Source organism: Variovorax sp. 22077, assembly GCF_052044195.1.
Taxonomy (GTDB): domain Bacteria; phylum Pseudomonadota; class Gammaproteobacteria; order Burkholderiales; family Burkholderiaceae_C; genus Variovorax; species Variovorax atrisoli.
Map to the genome: position 1 here is coordinate 55,610 of NZ_JBQEQC010000012.1, position 16,451 is coordinate 72,060.

Consider the following 16,451-nt stretch of genomic DNA (forward strand, 5'->3'; position numbering starts at 1 on the left):
AATCGCGCCAGCGTCACGCCGGCTCCTTCTTCGCCCCGGCAGGCGCCGCCTTGGCAGGTGGCTGGTCATGCGCGACAGCCACGATGTCGCCGTCGGCCAGCGAGTCGGAGGGGTTGAGCACCATGCGATCGGTGGCCTCGAGCCCGTCGATCACTTCCACGTTCTCGCCGTAGTTGCGCCCCAGCGTCACCGCGCGCAGGGCGACACGGCCTTGCGCATCGACCACCGCGATGCGCGTGCCCTCGGCGCGGAACAGCAGCGCGTTCGCCGGCACGGTGAGCGTGCGGCTCGCGGCCAGCGGCAGCGACACCTGCACGTAGGCGCCGGGCAGCAGCGCGCCGTCCTTGTTGGCCAGCGAGACTTCGACCTGCATCATCCGCGTGGTCGTGTCGATGGCGCCCGAGGTGCGCGCCACCTCGCCCTTGAAGGTCTGGCCGCGCAGTTCGGCCTGCGTCACCGCCACCGGCTGGCCGGCCTTCACCAGCTGCGCGTAGGCCTGCGGCACATTGATGTACACGCGCAGCGGGTCGGTCTGAGCCAGCATGAAGAGCGCACGCCCGGCGCCGCCGCCCGCGCCGGCGTCGATCAGGTCGCCCACGTCGACGTTGCGCCGCGTGATCACGCCCGCGAACGGCGCCACCACGCGCTTGAAGCCCTCGGTCTGCCTGAGCCGCTGCACGTTGGCATCGGCTGCGGCCACGTTGGAGGTGGCCTGCGCGACGGCGCTGCGGCGCTCGTCCAGGTCCTGCTGCGAAACCACGTCCTTCTTGCGCAGCGCCTCCCAGCGCTCGGCGGTGCTGCGCGCCAGCTCCAGCCCCGAGGCCGCCTGCGCGCGCGCGGCCACGGCCTGCGAGAGTTGCTGGTCGATCTCGGGCGTCTCGATCTCGGCGAGCAGCTCGCCCTTCTCGACGCGGCTGCCGATGTCCCTGGTCCAGCGCTTGAGGTAGCCGCTGGCGCGCGCCGAGATGGGCGACTGCACGAAGCCCTGCAGCGTGCCCGGCAGCGACAGCGTCTGGCCCGCCGTGGGCACGCGGGGCAGGGCGGTCTGCACGTACTGCTTCGCGCGCTCGGCGGTGCCGGCTTCCAGCGCGCGGGCGTTGGCGATGCGCACGAACACCGTGCGCGCCGCGCCCAGCGCCAGCAGCACCAGGACGATCAGCACCAGCCAGCGCGTGCGCCGCACGATCTGCCGGCGGCGCAGCAGCTGCTCGCCGTCGCCTTCCTCGGCCGCGATGGGGTGGATGGCCAATGCCGAATGGCGTTGCTCCGTCATGGCCAGCTCGGCGCCGGGCCGCTCCCAAGGCGAGCTGCGGCCCCCCCGGGGGGCAGCGAATACACGAAGTGAATGAGCGTGGGGGCCATCATCGGCGCCGGGCCGCTCCCAAGGCGAGCTGCGGCCCCCTCGGGGGGCAGCGAATACACGAAGTGAATGAGCGTGGGGGTCATCAGGTTTCAGTTCTCCTGAGGCGCGGGGCCTGCGAGGGGTTGATGCTGCGCCTCGCGCGCCGCACGGCGGTGCGCAAGCCGACTGTGCACGCCCGCGAACACGGCAGGCACGAAAAACAATGTCGACACCGTGGCGAAGACCAGGCCGCCGATCACCGCGCGGCCCAGCGGCGCGTTCTGCTCGGCGCCTTCGCCCAGGCCCAGCGCCATCGGGATCATGCCGATGATCATCGCCAGCGCCGTCATCAGCACCGGCCGGATGCGGGTGGCGCCGGCTTCCAGTGCGGCCGACAGTGGCGGAATGCCCGCGGCCAGCCGCTCGCGCGCGAAGGACACCAGCAGGATGGAGTTGGCCGTGGCCACGCCCATCGTCATGATCGCGCCCGTGAGCGCCGGCACGCTCAGCGTGGTGCCGGTGATGAACAGCATCCATGCGATGCCCGCGAGCGCCGCAGGCAGGGCGGTGATGATGATGGCCGCGTCCAGCCACGACTGGAAGGTGACCACGATCAGCAGGTAGACCAGCACGATCGCCATCGCCAGACCCACGCCCAGGCCGATGAACGACGACTGCATCGTCTGCACCTGCCCGCGGATGTCGACGCGGCTGCCGCGCGGCAGCGTGGGCCGCATCTCGTCGACCAGCTTCTGCACCTTCGAGGCCACGCTGGCGAGGTCGGTGCCCTGCACGCTCACGTAGACGTCGATCACCGGCGCGATGTTGTAGCGCGACATCACGGCCGGCTGGCGCGCGGCCTGCGCGTCGACCAGGTTGCCCAGCAGCTGTTGCGAGCCTACGCCTGCCGCCGCCGGCGTGCCGCTGGCGCCCACCGGGATGTTGAGCAGCGAATCCAGCGAGTCGACCACGTACTGCGGCGACTGCACCGCGATGCTGTAGACCACGCCGTTGGCCGGGTTCAGCCAGAAGGCGGGCGCCGTCTGCGAGCTGCCCGACAGCGCGATGAGCACGTTCTGCCCCACGTTGGAGGCGGTCAGGCCGTACTGCTGCAGCCGCGTGCGGTCCATCTGCAGGCTCAGCGCGGGGCCGTCCAGGCGCTGGTGCACGTGGGCGTCGACCGCGCCGGGAATCTGGCGGATCGCCTTGGTCAGCTCGGCCGCGCGCGCCGCGTTGCCGGCCATGTCGTTGCCGCTGAACTGCACGTCGATGGCCGCCGGCAGGCCGAAGTTCAGGATCTGCGTGACGATGTCCGCCGGCTGGAAGAAGAACTCGATGCCCGGAAAGCGCTTGGGCAGCTCGGCCCGCAGCAGCGACACGAACTGTTCGGTGGGCTTGTGGCCCTCCTTCAGCGACAGCAGCAGCTCGCCGTCGAAAGTGCCGATGGTGCCGGCGTTGCTGTAAGACAGGTTGATGCCGCTGTTGGGCACGCCCAGGTTGTCGAGGATGGTCTCCAGCTGGTCGGGCGGCACCAGCTCGCGGATGGCGGCCTCCACCCGGTCGGTGAGGCGGGCGGTTTCCTCGATGCGTGTGCCGGTGGGCGCGCGCAGGTGCAGGCGGATCTGGCCGGCATCCACCGTCGGGAAGAAGTCACGGCCCAGCGCGGGGTAGAGCAGGCACGACAGCAGGCAGAAGCCGAGGAAGAGGCCGATGAAGCCGGCGCGCTTCGACAGCACCGCCGACAGCACCAGCGTGTAGGCGCGGCGCACACGCTCGAAGCGGCGATCGAAGGCGCGGTACAGGCGCTGCAGGGCGCTCTGCTTCGCGCCCTCTACCTGTTGAGCCGGCTGCGCCGAATGCGAACCGCCCATCAGCAGCATCACCAGCGTCGGCACCAGCGTGCGCGACAGCAGGTAGGACGCGATCATGGCGAACACCACCGCCTCGGCCAGCGGCACGAACAGGAAGCGCGCCACGCCCGAGAGGAAGAACATCGGCACGAACACGATGCAGATGCACAGCGTGGACACGAACGCCGCCGAGCCGATCTCGCCCGCGCCGATCTCGATGGCCTCCTTCAGCGGCGTGCCCATGTGCAGGTGCCGCTCGATGTTCTCGATGGTCACGATCGCCTGGTCGACCAGGATGCCCACCGACAGCGCCAGGCCGCCCAGCGTCATGAGGTTGAGCGTCTCTCCCAGCGCGTAGAGCACCAGGATGGACGCCAGGATCGACAGCGGAATGGTCAGCCCGATGATGAGCGTGCTGCGCCAGTTGCCCAGGAAGATCAGCACCATCGCGGCCGTGAGGGCGGCCGCCAGGATGGCCTCGAACACCACGCCCTTGACGGCGGCCTTCACGAACACCGACTGGTCGAACAGCGGCGTGATCTTGATGTCTTCCGGCATCGTCTGGGCGGCGATGGGCAGCATCGCGCGGATGTTCGAGACGATGTCCAGCGTGGAGGCGCCGCCGTTCTTCAGCACCGACAGCAGCACGCCGCGCACGCCGTCCTGGCGCACCACGTTGGTCTGCGGGGAGAAGCCGTCGCGCACGTAGGCCACGTCGCGCAGGTAGGTGGTGGCGCCGTTCACCGTGCGGATCGGCAGGTCGTTCAGGCCCGCGATGGCATCGGGCGAGCCGTTCATCTTCACGTTGTATTCGGTGGCGCCGAACTTGGCCGTGCCCGAGGGAAGGATCAGGTTCTGCGTGTTCACCGCGTTCACCACGTCGGCCGGCGAGAGGCCGCGCGCCTGCAGCGCCCGGGTGTCGAGGTCGACCGAGATCAGCCGGTTCTTGCCGCCGTAGGGAAAGGGAATGGCAGCGCCCGGCACCGTGATGAGCTGCGGGCGCAGCTGGTTGACGGTGGCGTCGAAGAGGGAGTTCTCCGAGCGCGTGGGGCTCGACAGCGCCAGCTGGATCACCGGCACGCTGGAGGCCGAGTACTTGATGACCAGCGGCGGCGTGATGCCCGGCGGCAGCTGCCGCACCTGCGCCTGCATCGAGGCCACCACCTGCGAGATGGCCATCTCGATGTTGGCCGTGGGCTGGAAGAACACCTTGATGATGGCCACGCCCGCCAGCGACTGCGATTCGATGTGCTCGATGTCGCTCACCGTGGTGGTCAGCCCGCGCTCCACCTGGCCCGAGATGCGCTGGCCCATCTCCTGTGCCGGCAGGCCGGTGTAGTTCCAGATGATGCTGACCACCGGGATGTTGATCTCCGGGAAGATGTCGGTCGCCATTCGCGCCAGCACGAAGGGCGTGGCCAGCACGATCAGCATCGCCATGACGATGAATGTGTACGGACGACGCAATGCGAGCTGGACCATGGCGAAGGCTCTCTGCTTCCGGCGGAAAAAGGTTTTGCATCATAAGGAAGTAGATTTAGGTTTGCAGGCGCCTTCGAACGAGGTGTGGCGCTTTACCAAAAGGCTGCGTGTGTGCCGGCGGCGGCAGGCCACGGGCCGGCGCGCCGGGTGAAGGAAGAAGGGCGCAGCGGTTCGGCCGCCGGCCGGCCGAAGCTCAGGCGGCCGGGTCCAGGGCGAGCCGCAGCCGCGTCACGTTCGGGTTGCCCGGATCGCGCTGCACGCTGAAGCCCAGCTTGCGCGCCAGCGCCAGCATGGCGGTGTTGTCGTAGAGGGTGATGTCGGCGAGCTGCCTCACGCCGGCCGCCCTGGCGGCGTCGATCAGCTTGCGCATGAGCTTGGACGCCAGGCCATGGTGCTGCCATGCGTCGCCGATGACGATGGCGAATTCGGCGACCTGCGCCGTGCCGGGCGTGTCGCCGCGAACGTAGCGCGCCACGCCCATCTGCCGTTCGGCGCCGTCGACCACGGTCGTTGCGATCAGCGCCAGTTCCCGGTCGTAGTCGATGTGCGTAATGCGCCAGAGCTCGTCGGGCTGCGGCGTTCGCGGCGAGAGCAGGCGCCGGTAGCCGGTTTCCTTCGAGAGGCCGTTCACGAAGGCGGTGTGCATCGCCAGATCCTCGGCTCGGATCGGGCGGATGCGCACCGGGGTGCCGTCGGGCAGTTGCCAGTCCTCGACCAGGTGGCTGGGATAGTCGAGGGCCGGCATGGCATCACACGGGGTTCAACCGATCACTTCGGGCCAGTCGGTGTGGAAGAACTGGCCTTCGGGCTTGTCCACGCGTTCGTAGGTGTGGGCGCCGAAGAAGTCGCGCTGCGCCTGCAGCAGGTTCGCCGGCAGGCGCTCGGTGCGGTAGCTGTCGTAGTAGGCCAGCGAGGCGCTGAAGGCCGGCACCGGGATGCCGTTGCTCACGGCCAGCGACACCATCTCGCGCCAGTTCTGCTGGGTGCGGTTGAGCAGGTCCTTGAAGAACGGGTCGAGCATCAGGTTGGCCAGCGCCGGGTCGGTGCGGAAGGCGTCGGTGATGCGGTTGAGGAAGCGCGCACGGATGATGCAGCCGCCGCGCCAGATCGAGGCGATGCCGCCCAGGTCGAGGCCCCAGTTCTTCTTGTCGCCCATGGTCTTGATGAGGTCGAAGCCCTGCGTGTAGCTGATGACCTTCGAGGCGTAGAGCGCGTCGTGCACCTTGGTCACCAGCGCCTTCTTCTCGACCGACAGTTCGATCTTCGGCCCCTGCAGCTGCTTGCTGGCCGCCACGCGCGCCTTCTTCTGCGACGAGAGCACGCGCGCTTCCACGGCGGCGTTGATGGTGCTGATGACCACCGCGTTCTCGGCCGCGTTGATCAGCGTCCACTGGCCCGTGCCCTTCTGGCCAGCCTTGTCGAGGATGACGTCGACGATCGGCTTGCCCGTCTCCGGGTCTTTCTGCTCGAGCGCCTTGGCGGTGATCTGGATCAGGTAGCTCTGCAGCTCGCCCTCGTTCCATTCGTTGAAGATGGCGGCCATCTCGTCGGTGGTGAAGCCGGCCGCCTTGAACAGGCTGTAGGCCTCGCAGATGAGCTGCATGTCGCCGTACTCGATGCCGTTGTGCACCATCTTCACGTAGTGGCCCGCGCCGCCGGGGCCGATGTGGATCACGCAGGGCTCGCCGTCCACCTTGGCCGAGATGCTCTCGAAGATCGGCTTCATCACCTCCCAGGTGGAAAGCGGGCCGCCCGGCATGATCGACGGGCCCTTGCGCGCGCCTTCCTCGCCGCCCGACACGCCCGCGCCGATGAAGCGCAGGCCCTTCGACGCGAGGTATGCGTCGCGGCGCTCGGTGTCGGTGTAGAGGCTGTTGCCGCCGTCGATGACGATGTCGTCCTTGTCCAGCAGGGGAATGAGCTGCTCGATCACCTGGTCGACCGGCGCGCCGGCCTTCACCATGATCTGGATCTTGCGCGGCCTCGCCAGGCTCTGCACGAACTCTTCCAGCGTCTTCGCGCCGACCAGCTTCTTGCCTGGGTTGGCGGCGATGAAGGCCTCGGTGGTGGCCTCGGTGCGGTTGTAGACGCTGACCTGGAAGCCGCGGCTTTCCACGTTCAGAACGAGGTTCTGGCCCATCACGGCCAGGCCGATCAGTCCGAAGTCGCTTTGCTTGTTGCTCATGGCCTGTGTTGTCCTTCCTTGGTGTGTGTGCGGGCGGGGCGGCGCCCGGCGCACCGGTTTGATTCGAGGGCCATTGTGCCGATGTGGCGCCCGGTGGGGCGTCGGAGGTGGTCTAAACCCGATTGGCAAGCGGGTCCGCCTTGGCTATGTTCATGCCCCCATGAGCCACGACGCCATCCACCGCTGGTCCACCGACGCCGTGCCGCTCCCGCAGCGGCTCGACTACTGGGTGGGCGCCGTCTGCGAGGGCTTCCTGGAAATGGACGTGACCAGCCCCGTGGCCGGCAGCTTCGGCGCCACGCTCGAATCGGCGCCGCTGGGGCCCATCGTGGTCAACCAGGTGCGCGGCAGCGCGCAGGACGTCTACCGCACGCGCCGGGCCATCGCCCACAGCCGCAGCAACTACTTCTACCTGCTGTGCAAGGCCGATTCGGCCTGGGTGGCGGTGCAGGACGGCCGCTCGGCGCGGCTGCTCCCGGGCGACGCGGTGCTGGTCGATTCGCGCCGGCTCTACGAATTCCACCTGCTGCAGTCGGCCGACACCATCTCGATCGAGCTGCCGACCGCCTGGGTCGACTCGTGGATTCCCGATGCCGGCGACCAGGTGGCGCGGCGCATCGACGGGCAATCGGGCTGGGGCGGCGTGCTGAGCGGCTTCGTTCGGCAGCTGACGCCCGAGCTGGCGGCGAAACCCCCGATGCCCGCCGAGCTGCTGAGCGACCAGCTCGGCAGCCTGCTGGCCCTGGCCACCGGCAGCGGCTGCGCGGATGCACCGGGCAAGGGCAGGGCGGCGCTGCGCCGCCGCGTGCTCGACGCCACGCGCGAGCGGCACGCCGAGTGCGGGCTCACCGCGGCGAGCGTGGCGCGCGGGCTGGGCATTTCCGAACGCAGCCTGCACCGCTGCCTGGCCGCCGGCGAGGGCAGCGAGGAGGGCCCCACCACCTTCGCCGCCGCGCTCGCGGGTTTCCGCATGGCGGCCGCGCGCCGCATGCATGGCCGATGCACGTTTCGACCGTCTGGGCATCGCCCAAATCGGGTATCGCGTGGGACTGGCCGATGCCTCACACTTTGTTCGCCAATGCCGTGCGCACCTGGGCGCCACACCCGGCGAACTGCGGCGCCGGCGCTGAACTGGCGCGAACCGGCCATCCGCGTGGCAGGCATCGGCCATTCGCGGCATCGCCCCGTTCCTAAAGTCCCTCTGCATCGAAACAACGAAAGAGACTTCCCATGTCCGATACCTATGTCCTGGTCCACGGCGCGTGGCACACCGGCGCCGAGATCGAAGCCGTGGCCGACGGCGTGCGCGCGGCCGGCCACACCGTGTACTGCCCCACGCTGGCGGGCAACAACCCCGGCGACGACCGCTCCAGCACCGGCCTCGAAGACGCCATCGCCTCCGCCGTGCGCTACATCGAGGAAAAGGACCTCACGCAGGTGCGCCTCGTGGGCCACAGCTACGGCGGCATGGTGATCTCGGGCGTGGCCGACCGCATCGCGCACAGGCTCAAGCGGCTGGTCTACATCAACGCCTTCGTGCCGCTGGACGGCGAATCGCTCAACGACATGGTGCCGCCGCACTACGTGACGCTGTTCGACGCCGTCGCCGCGGGCAACGGCAACGCGGTGACGCTGCCCTTCGAGATCTGGCGCGAGGCCTTCATCAACGACGCCGACTTCGCGACCGCCCAGGCCGCCTACGAGAAGCTCAACCCCCATCCGTATCGCACCTTCACGGACAAGATCCGCCTGAGCCAGCCGCTGGCGGCGCTGGCGCTGGGCAAGTCGTACCTGAACTGCCAGCAGGACACCGCGATGCCGCACGGCCTGCCGTGGCATCCGCGCCTGTCGGAGCGGCTGGGCCTGTTCCGTCTGGTGGAGTGCCCGGGCAGCCACGAGATGTTCTTCTCGAACCCCAAGCGGCTGGCGCAGGCGATCATCGAGGCCGGGCGCGACTGAGCCCCCCGGATCAGCCGGCGCCGAAGAGCGCGTCGTACACCCGGATCGACGCCCAGGCGTCGTTCGCCGCATAGCGGACCTGTGCCTCGGTGAGCTGCCGGTTGGCCCAGTTCGAGGTGGTCGCCTTGCGCGACTTGACGAAGCGGCGGCCGAACACCAGCGCCACCGCCGCCTTCACGCCCACCGACCTGCGGTAGCCGCGGCGGCGGAACTCGTCGTCGATGTCGAACACGGCCTTCGGCTCGAGGTTCAGCCGGTTGCGGATCAGCGTGAGGTCGCCCGACAGGCCGAAGCCGACCTTGCGCAGCTCGGTCGAGGCGATCAGCGCGGCCACTACCGGGTTGCACTCGGTGCGGTGCAGCTGGAACAGCCAGGCCGCATCGCGCGTGGCGAACTGCACCACGTGCGGCCCGCCCGACACCTCGTTCTTCGCGAAGGTGGGTTTCGATTCGGTGTCGAAGCCCGCGATGCCGGCCGCCAGCAGCGTGGCGGCGGCGCGCTCCGCTTCCTGCAGCGTGGAGACGACCACGATGTTCGCCGTGGTCAGGCTTTCGAAGGGATCGAGCAGCGCGATCTGTTCGCGCTCGAGCAGGGGCGGGAGCGTGGGATGGGTGCGGCGCTCGTTCACCGGGAGGCCGCTTTCGCCGTCGGTTTCTTTTTCTTCACGGGGGCTTTCTTCGCTGCTGTCTTCTTGGCTGCGGCCTTCCTTGCAGCCGGCTTGCGGGGCTTTTTCGGCTTGGGTGGCTGGCCCGAGCGCAGCGCCGCCTCGTAGGCCAGCCGGCCCCAGCGCGCGGCCTCCTCGCGATCCTCGAAGAGGTCGGCCGGGGCGAGCCGGTAGGACATCGGCATCGCCTTGCCCTGGCGCATGTAGGTGAAGGGCTGCAGGTTCAGCCTGTCGAAGTGCACGGCGCTTTCCGCGTCGGACTTGAGGTAGAGCGTCTCGTCGGCGACCAGCGCGATCATCCGGCCCTCGTGCCAGACGCCGTGGCCGCCGAACATGCGCTTCGTCTCGATGCGGCCGAGGCGCTCGAAGACTTCGTGCAGGCTTTGGACGAACTCGCTCATCGGAGTACCTCCGTGCTTCGCACCATGGCGCGAACTTGCCTGGGACGACACGGCGCGGCGCTCATGCAGTGATCTCGATGCGGTTGCCATCCGGGTCGAGCACCACGCTCTCGTAGTAGCCGTCGCCGGTGCGGCGCGGGCCGTCGAGCAGCGGGTAGCCGTCGGCCTTCAGACGCTGCGTGAGCGCGTCCACGGCGGCGTCGGAGCCCACGCTGATCGCGAGGTGCGTCCAGCCCATGCGCTGGGCGCCGGGTTCGGCCGGCACGGGCGCGAGCGTGCTGGTGGTCATGGCCTCGATGCGCGCGCCGTCGCCCAGGCTCAGGAAGCAGGAGGCGAAGCCCTTGGTTGGGTTGACGTAGCCGGCGCCGGCGGTGGCGCCGAAGTAGTCGACGTAGAAGCGCTTGCAGCGTTCGAGGTCAGTGGTCCAGAGTGCGATGTGGTCGATGCGCATGGTGCTGCGAGGAATGAGAGAGGGGCCGAGGCCTGTCGTCAGCCGATGCGCCATGGCGGGCGCGAGGGCGACCAATGGTAGGCGATGCGTTCGCGCCCGCTGGTGGGGTGGCGGTCGGCCGCGCCGCGCTCCAGCCCGTAGCGTTCGTAGAAGCGCTGGGCCGATGTGTTGGTGGCCGCCACGTGCAGCCGCCAGCCGTTGGGAATGCGCACGCAGGCTTCGTCGAGCAGCGCCTTGCCCAGGCCCTGGTTGCGCAGGTGGGGCTCGACGAAGAGCTGGGCCACGTACTCGCGCCGAGCCAGCAGCACCATGAAGGCCAGCACCTGGCCTTCGCGCTCGGCCACCACCACTTCGGCGGGCGGGCCGAACTCGGTGTGCACGCGATGCAGCCAGTGGGCGATGGGCTCGACGTGCGCGACGTCGCGGTTGGCCGCGATCCATGCGCGGCGCCAGATGCCTGCCAGCACCATGTTCTCCTCGGCGCCGCCTTTGCGCGACCGCAGGTGGAAAGCCGGAATCTGGGCGGCGGACATGATGCGTTTCATCATACGGCGCGGTGGCGCCGCGGTCGATGAGGCGGCCTGCGAACGCTCAGGCGCGCAAGGTCTGCGCGTGGTGGGCGATGTGGTCGGCCATGAAGCTCTGGATGAAGTAGTAGCCGTGGTCGTAGCCCGCGTGACGGCGCAGCGTGAGCGGCTGGCCGGCGGCGAAGCAGGCGGCCTCGAAGATCTCGGGGTGCAGCTGCTCGGCCAGGAATTTGTCGTCCAGCCCCTGGTCGATGAGGATGCCCTGCGGGTAGGGCGCCGTGACCTGCGACTTCATGAGCGCGCTGGCATCGTGCGCCAGCCACTGCGCGCGGTCGGCGCCGGGCTCGCCCAGGTAGCCCGCGAAGGCCTTCTCGCCCCATGGGCACTGGGTGGGCGCGCAGATCGGCGCGAAGGCCGACAGCGACCTGAAGCGCCCCGGATGCCGCAGCGCCAGCGTCAGCGCCCCGTGGCCGCCCATCGAGTGGCCGAAGATGCCGATGCGCTCGCCGTCGATCGGAAAGTGCCGGGCCACCAGCGGCAGCAGCTCCTGCACGATCCAGCTTTCCATGCGCCAGTGCGTGGCCCACGGTTCGGCCAGCGCGTCGAGATAGAAGCCGGCGCCGATGCCGAAGTCCCAGCTGTCCTTGGCGCCCGGGATGCTTTCCACTTCCGGGCCGCGCGGGCTGGTGTCGGGTGCGATCAGCGCGATGCCCAGGCTGGCCGCCATGCGCTGCGCGCCGGCCTTGATGGCGAAGGTCTCCTCGTTGCAGGTCAGGCCTGCGAGGTAGAGCAGGGCCGGCACGCGCTCGTGCGCGGACTGCGGCGGCAGGTAGACCGAGAAGCGCATCGGCAGGCCGATCTCGAGCGAACGGTGCTCGACGAAGCGCTGCAGGCCGCCGAAGGCGCGGTGCTCGGAGAGCAGCTTGGGGGTGTTGTCGGTCATTGAGGTTTCTTGTCGTTGGCGCGCAGCGCCGGCACGAGCTCGAGCACGGCGTCGGCGAAGGTGCGGGGCGCTTCTTGCGGCAGGTTGTGGCCGGCGCCCGGCACGAGCCGGTGCGAGCGCGGGCCGCCGAAGCGGTGGGCGTGGGCGGAGGCATCGGCCGGCGGGCGCACGCCGTCGTCGATGCCGTCGAAGGTGATGGCGGGCGCGGTGATCGTGGGCTGGGCCGCGAGGCGGCGCTCGATGTCGGCGTACGCCGGATCACCCGGCACCAGGCCGAAGCGGTGCCGGTACGACTGGATCACCACGTCCACGAAGTCGGGATGGTCGAAGGCGGCGGCGCTGCGCTCGAAGGTGGCGTCGTCGAACTTCCAGGTGGGTGACCAGAGCTTCCACAGCAGCTTCGTGAACGCCCTGCGGTCCTTCTGCAGGCCGGCGCGCCCGCGCTCGCTGTGGAAGTAGTACTGGTACCAGAGGCTGTGCTCGTTTTCGGGCGTGTCGGGCTCCATCGCCTTGGCGATGTTCTGGATGTTGTAGCTGTTGAGGGACACCAGCCCCGCGCAGCGCTCGGGCCACAGCGCCGCGACCACGCAGGCCGCACGGCCGCCCCAGTCGTAGCCGGCGAGCACGGCACGCTCGATCTTCAGCGCGTCGAGCAGCGCAAGCAGGTCGGCGCCCAGCGCAGCCTGCTCGCCCGAGCGCGGTGTCGCCTCGCTCAGGAAGCGGGTGGGACCGTAGCCGCGCAGGTACGGCACGATCACCCGGCAGCCCGCGTCGGCCAGCATCGGCGCGACCTCGGCATAGGTGTGGATGTCGTACGGAAAGCCGTGCATCAGCAGCACAGGCGGACCGTCGGCGGGGCCGGCTTCGTAGTAGGCCACTTCGAGGACGCCCGCCTCGATCCTGCGCAGGGGTTCCATTCTTTCCGTCACGAGATCATCTCCAGTGAATGAGTAGATGCCTTTGCCAGGAACACCGCGGAACCGGCTTCGCCGGGCCGCAGGTGTTGCCCCCTGCAAGGGGGTTGGCGCAGCGACACGAAGTGCGCGAAGCCTGGGGGTGAGCCCGAGGCTACCGCGGAACCGGCTTCGCCGGGCCGCAGGTGTTGCCCCCTGCAAGGGGGTTGGCGCAGCGACACGAAGTGCGCGAAGCCTGGGGGTGAGCCCGAGGCTACCGCGGAACCGGCTTCGCCGGGCCGCAGGTGTTGCCCCCTGCAAGGGGGTTGGCGCAGCGACACGAAGTGCGCGAAGCCTGGGGGGTTAGTAGATCACCACGCCGCGGATCGACTCGCCGCGCTTCATGAGGTCGAAGCCGTCGTTGATCTTCTCCAGCGGCATGGTGTGCGTGATCAGGCTGTCGATGTCGATCTTTCCTTCCATGTACCAGTCGACGATCTTCGGCACGTCGGTGCGCCCGCGCGCGCCGCCGAAGGCCGAGCCTTCCCACTTGCGGCCGGTGACCAGCTGGAACGGGCGGGTGCTGATCTCGGCGCCGGCCTCGGCCACGCCGATGATGATGCTGCGGCCCCAGCCCTTGTGCGTGCACTCCAGCGCCTGGCGCATCACCTTGGTGTTGCCGATGCACTCGAAGCTGTAGTCCGCGCCGCCGTCGGTCAGCTGCACGATCGCGTCGACGATGTTCTCGTGGTCCTTCGGGTTCAGGAAGTGCGTCATGCCGAACTTGCGCGCCATCTCCTCGCGAGCGGGGTTCAGGTCGATGCCGATGATCTTGTCGGCGCCCACCATCTTGGCGCCCTGGATCACGTTCAGGCCGATGCCGCCGAGGCCGAACACCACCACGTTGGCGCCGGCTTCCACCTTGGCGGTGAAGATCACCGCGCCGATGCCGGTGGTCACGCCGCAGCCGATGTAGCAGACCTTGTCGAAGGGCGCGTCCTCGCGGATCTTGGCCAGCGAGATCTCGGGCGCGACGGTGTAGTTGCTGAAGGTGCTGGTGCCCATGTAGTGGGCGATGGGCTTGCCGTCGAGGCTGAAGCGGCTCGTGCCGTCGGGCATCAGGCCCTTGCCCTGCGTGCCGCGGATGAGCTGGCACAGGTTGGTCTTGCGGCTCAGGCAGAACTTGCACTGGCGGCATTCGGGCGTGTACAGCGGAATGACGTGGTCGCCCTTCTTCAGGGTGGTGACGCCGGGGCCGACGTCCACCACGATGCCTGCGCCCTCATGGCCCAGGATGGCGGGGAAGATGCCCTCGGGGTCGGCGCCCGAGAGGGTGTAGTAGTCGGTGTGGCAGATGCCGGTGGCCTTGATCTCGACGAGCACTTCGCCGAATTTCGGGCCTTCGAGGTCCACGGTTTCGATGGTGAGCGGGGCGCCGGATTTCCAGGCGACGGCGGCTTTGGTCTTCATGATGTTCGATCTCGGAAGCGGGGGGATGGAAGAGGATTCTCAGGCAGGGCCAGCAGGGAAGATACCCGACATGCCGATGAACCCGGGCAGGTGGCGGAAATCCCAGACCCAGTTTCGCAACGCGGGAAACTCGTCGAGCGAGATGCCGCCTTCGCCCGCGAGCGCCACGTAGGGAAAGCAGGCGAGGTCGGCAATGGTCGCATCGGGCGCCGACGCGAGCCAGTGCAGGCCTTCGGTGGCGCGTTCGGCGAGGTGGTCGTCCAGCACGCGGAACACGGCGCGCGCGCCCGCGCGGCAGGCATCGATGTCGAGGTGGTGATAGCCCAGGGCGTCGTGCAGCCGCGCGGCCGAGGCGGTGCGGGTGATCTCGTCGGCGGTGGCGAGCCACTGGGCGACTTCGCCGCGCAGGCTCGGCTTGTCGGGATACCAGCGGCCTCCTGCGTCGTAGCGGCTCGCGAGATAGACCAGGATGGCCTGCGCGTCGCGCAGCACGAAGCCGGCGTCGTCGATCACCGGCAGCTGGCCCAGCGGATTGACGTCGGCGAGGAACGCGGCCGACTTGTGCTCGCGGCCTGGAAAGAAATCGACCGGCACCGTCTGGTACGCCATGCCCAGCCAGGCCAGCATCTGCCGCACCTTGAAGCAGTTGCCCGAGAGCGGGTAGTCGTAGAGCTTCAGCGTTGCTGTCGTCATGCCGCAGCCCTCACGCCGAAGCGCATGCCGCGCTCGCGCAGCCATCGCCGGTAGGTGACGGAGGAGGTGTCGCCGCGTGTGGGCGTCTCGGCGCGGCCTTCGAGCGGCATGCGCTTGAAGGCGTGGTTCTCCAGGATGGGCTTGTCCTGCCCGAAGATGGTGTGCTGGAAGGCGATGAGCTCGGCGTCGGTGGAGTGGTCGTCGTAGCAGGCCAGCAGGGTATGGGCGATCACGTGTTCCTCGTCGACGGGCTGCAGGAAGATGCCGATCGCATCGAGCTCCCCCGCGCGGAAGCTGCTCTTGTAGAGCATGGCCGAGAAGGGCTGCATCACGCGGTACTTGTAGATGACCTCGCTGCCCGAAGAATCGTGGGCGGCCGAGGCGCGCGGCTGCCAGAAGCGGCAGTCGGTGGCCCAGATCTCGCCGGTGGCGGGTTCCACCTGCACCTGGTACTGCGCCACCTCGGTGTGCGGCACCTTGCCGAGGTAGTCGGCATGCACGAACGGAAAGTGCGCCATGTCCAGGAAATTCTCGATCACGCGCAGGCCCGACACCGCCACGCCGATGCCGCCGCAGTCGACGCGGCGGCGGCCCGGTTCGTCGTATTCGGGAAAGTCGAAGAGCGGCCGGGCCGGGCGGCCGCTCGGGCAGACCCAGAGATAGCCGTAGCGTCCCTGCACAGTGAGCGGCATGTCACCGAGCCTGCAGCTTGGCGTGCCGTCGGCGCCGGTCGACAACTGCACGGTCTCGCCGAGCAGGCGGGTGGTGCGCGGGGCCGATGGCGCCGGCGCGGGGCCGACGACCAGCCAGTCGTCGAGCATGTTGGGATCGTTGGTGGCGAAGGGCATGGATCTCTCTTTCTTCAGCCGCAGGACAGGGCTTCGATGTCGGTGCGCAACTGGCGGGCTGCCGCGTGCAGGGCCTTCATGGCGGCCGAGCCGGGCGCCGCCTCGGTCCACAGGTGGATGAAGGTGAGGCCGGGCTGGGCGTCGAGGACGAGCGTGAGGGTTTCCGCGCCGCCGAGCCGGCCGCGCCAGCCTGGCGAGGCGGCCGCCATGCCGTGCTGCACGAGCGCCGCCCGCGCAGTGGCGGCGGGCGCGCGCACGGTCAGCGTGCGGCAGAAATGCCAGCCGCCAGGGACGGCATCGCGCAGTTCGTCTGGAACCGGGTGAGCCTCGGGCGCAAGGTTCACCCACAGCATCCCGGCCACCTCCGCCGTGCCGAAGGTCTTCGCGCATACGTTGCGCGGCGCCTGCATGGCGGGGTGCGCCGGAATGCTGGTGCACTGCCCGCTGCCCGCCTGGTATTGCCAGCCGTGGTACGCGCAGGCCAGTCGGTTGTCGACGACCTGTCCGAGCGTGAAGCGCACGCTCCGGTGGGGGCAGCGGTTCTCCCAGGCCTGGGCGGTGCCGTCGGCCGCGCGCCAGAGGGCGAGTTCCAGGCCTTCGGCGAAGCCGGCGACGATGTTGGCGCCCGGGCGCAGGTCGGCCGAGCGCGCGACGGGGTGCCACGCGGCCGTGTCTTGTGGAGTGTTCATGGATGGATCGTGGGGAGCGAACTGTTCGCCGGTGATACCGTACCGTTTCCGCCG

15 protein-coding genes and 1 pseudogene are annotated in these 16,451 nt (G+C 69.1%); 2 read left to right on the forward strand and 14 right to left on the reverse strand.

Translation table 11 applies throughout. From position 1 onward, the window contains the following. Positions 1-13: 13 nt before the first annotated feature. The 4 genes from ACTJLF_RS18375 to gnd form a co-directional block, all read right to left on the reverse strand. Positions 14-1,273, reverse strand: a complete 1,260-nt coding sequence (locus ACTJLF_RS18375) for an efflux RND transporter periplasmic adaptor subunit (RefSeq protein WP_440883658.1) — start codon at positions 1,271-1,273, stop codon at positions 14-16. A 179-nt stretch (positions 1,274-1,452) separates the two neighbouring features. Beyond that, entirely contained in the window at positions 1,453-4,674 is a 3,222-nt protein-coding gene (locus ACTJLF_RS18380; protein WP_440883659.1) for an efflux RND transporter permease subunit, read from the reverse strand. A gap of 193 nt (positions 4,675-4,867) precedes the next feature. Then, positions 4,868-5,419 (reverse strand): N-acetyltransferase family protein, encoded by a 552-nt coding sequence (locus ACTJLF_RS18385; RefSeq protein ID WP_440883660.1) that lies wholly within the window; start codon positions 5,417-5,419, stop codon positions 4,868-4,870. A 15-nt stretch (positions 5,420-5,434) separates the two neighbouring features. Next, complete coding sequence (gnd, locus tag ACTJLF_RS18390; RefSeq protein ID WP_440883661.1) at positions 5,435-6,859, reverse strand: decarboxylating NADP(+)-dependent phosphogluconate dehydrogenase; 1,425 nt, start codon at positions 6,857-6,859, stop codon at positions 5,435-5,437. 259 nt (positions 6,860-7,118) lie between these two features. On the opposite strand from gnd, the pseudogene ACTJLF_RS18395 reads away from it, so the two are divergent. Next, positions 7,119-7,544: pseudogene (locus tag ACTJLF_RS18395) on the forward strand (helix-turn-helix domain-containing protein); the annotation flags it as partial. A 545-nt stretch (positions 7,545-8,089) separates the two neighbouring features. Further along, a complete protein-coding gene (locus ACTJLF_RS18400) occupies positions 8,090-8,818 on the forward strand; it encodes an alpha/beta fold hydrolase (RefSeq protein ID WP_019655797.1) in 729 nt (242 codons plus the stop codon). A 10-nt stretch (positions 8,819-8,828) separates the two neighbouring features. On the opposite strand, the gene ACTJLF_RS18405 is transcribed toward ACTJLF_RS18400, so the two are convergent. The 10 genes from ACTJLF_RS18405 to ACTJLF_RS18450 form a co-directional block, all read right to left on the reverse strand. Beyond that, complete coding sequence (locus ACTJLF_RS18405) at positions 8,829-9,446, reverse strand: 3'-5' exonuclease (RefSeq protein ID WP_440883662.1); 618 nt, start codon at positions 9,444-9,446, stop codon at positions 8,829-8,831. Then, complete coding sequence (locus tag ACTJLF_RS18410) at positions 9,443-9,883, reverse strand: TfoX/Sxy family protein (protein WP_019655799.1); 441 nt, start codon at positions 9,881-9,883, stop codon at positions 9,443-9,445. Before ACTJLF_RS18410 ends, ACTJLF_RS18405 begins: the two co-directional genes overlap by 4 nt. Before the next feature lie 61 nt (positions 9,884-9,944). Then, the gene (locus ACTJLF_RS18415) at positions 9,945-10,334 is read right to left on the reverse strand and encodes a VOC family protein (RefSeq protein WP_145758940.1); all 390 of its coding nucleotides are present in this window, start codon (positions 10,332-10,334) and stop codon (positions 9,945-9,947) included. 38 nt (positions 10,335-10,372) lie between these two features. Then, positions 10,373-10,867 (reverse strand): GNAT family N-acetyltransferase, encoded by a 495-nt coding sequence (locus ACTJLF_RS18420; RefSeq protein WP_240650077.1) that lies wholly within the window; start codon positions 10,865-10,867, stop codon positions 10,373-10,375. 58 nt (positions 10,868-10,925) lie between these two features. Beyond that, entirely contained in the window at positions 10,926-11,804 is an 879-nt protein-coding gene (gene fghA / locus ACTJLF_RS18425; RefSeq protein WP_354324309.1) for an S-formylglutathione hydrolase, read from the reverse strand. Beyond that, positions 11,801-12,721 carry an alpha/beta fold hydrolase gene (locus ACTJLF_RS18430; RefSeq protein WP_132751825.1) on the reverse strand — a complete coding sequence of 307 codons (921 nt, stop codon included), beginning with the start codon at positions 12,719-12,721 and terminating at the stop codon, positions 11,801-11,803. The genes fghA and ACTJLF_RS18430 overlap by 4 nt, the downstream gene beginning before the upstream one ends. 339 nt (positions 12,722-13,060) lie before the next feature. Beyond that, entirely contained in the window at positions 13,061-14,167 is a 1,107-nt protein-coding gene (locus ACTJLF_RS18435; protein WP_019655804.1) for an S-(hydroxymethyl)glutathione dehydrogenase/class III alcohol dehydrogenase, read from the reverse strand. A gap of 39 nt (positions 14,168-14,206) precedes the next feature. Continuing rightward, positions 14,207-14,860 (reverse strand): glutathione S-transferase family protein, encoded by a 654-nt coding sequence (locus ACTJLF_RS18440; RefSeq protein WP_440883663.1) that lies wholly within the window; start codon positions 14,858-14,860, stop codon positions 14,207-14,209. After that, positions 14,857-15,708: an aromatic ring-hydroxylating dioxygenase subunit alpha gene (locus ACTJLF_RS18445; RefSeq protein WP_440883664.1), complete on the reverse strand. Its 852-nt coding sequence runs from the start codon at positions 15,706-15,708 to the stop codon at positions 14,857-14,859. Before ACTJLF_RS18445 ends, ACTJLF_RS18440 begins: the two co-directional genes overlap by 4 nt. 14 nt (positions 15,709-15,722) lie before the next feature. Beyond that, complete coding sequence (locus ACTJLF_RS18450; RefSeq protein WP_440883665.1) at positions 15,723-16,397, reverse strand: Rieske 2Fe-2S domain-containing protein; 675 nt, start codon at positions 16,395-16,397, stop codon at positions 15,723-15,725. Positions 16,398-16,451 lie beyond the last annotated feature (54 nt).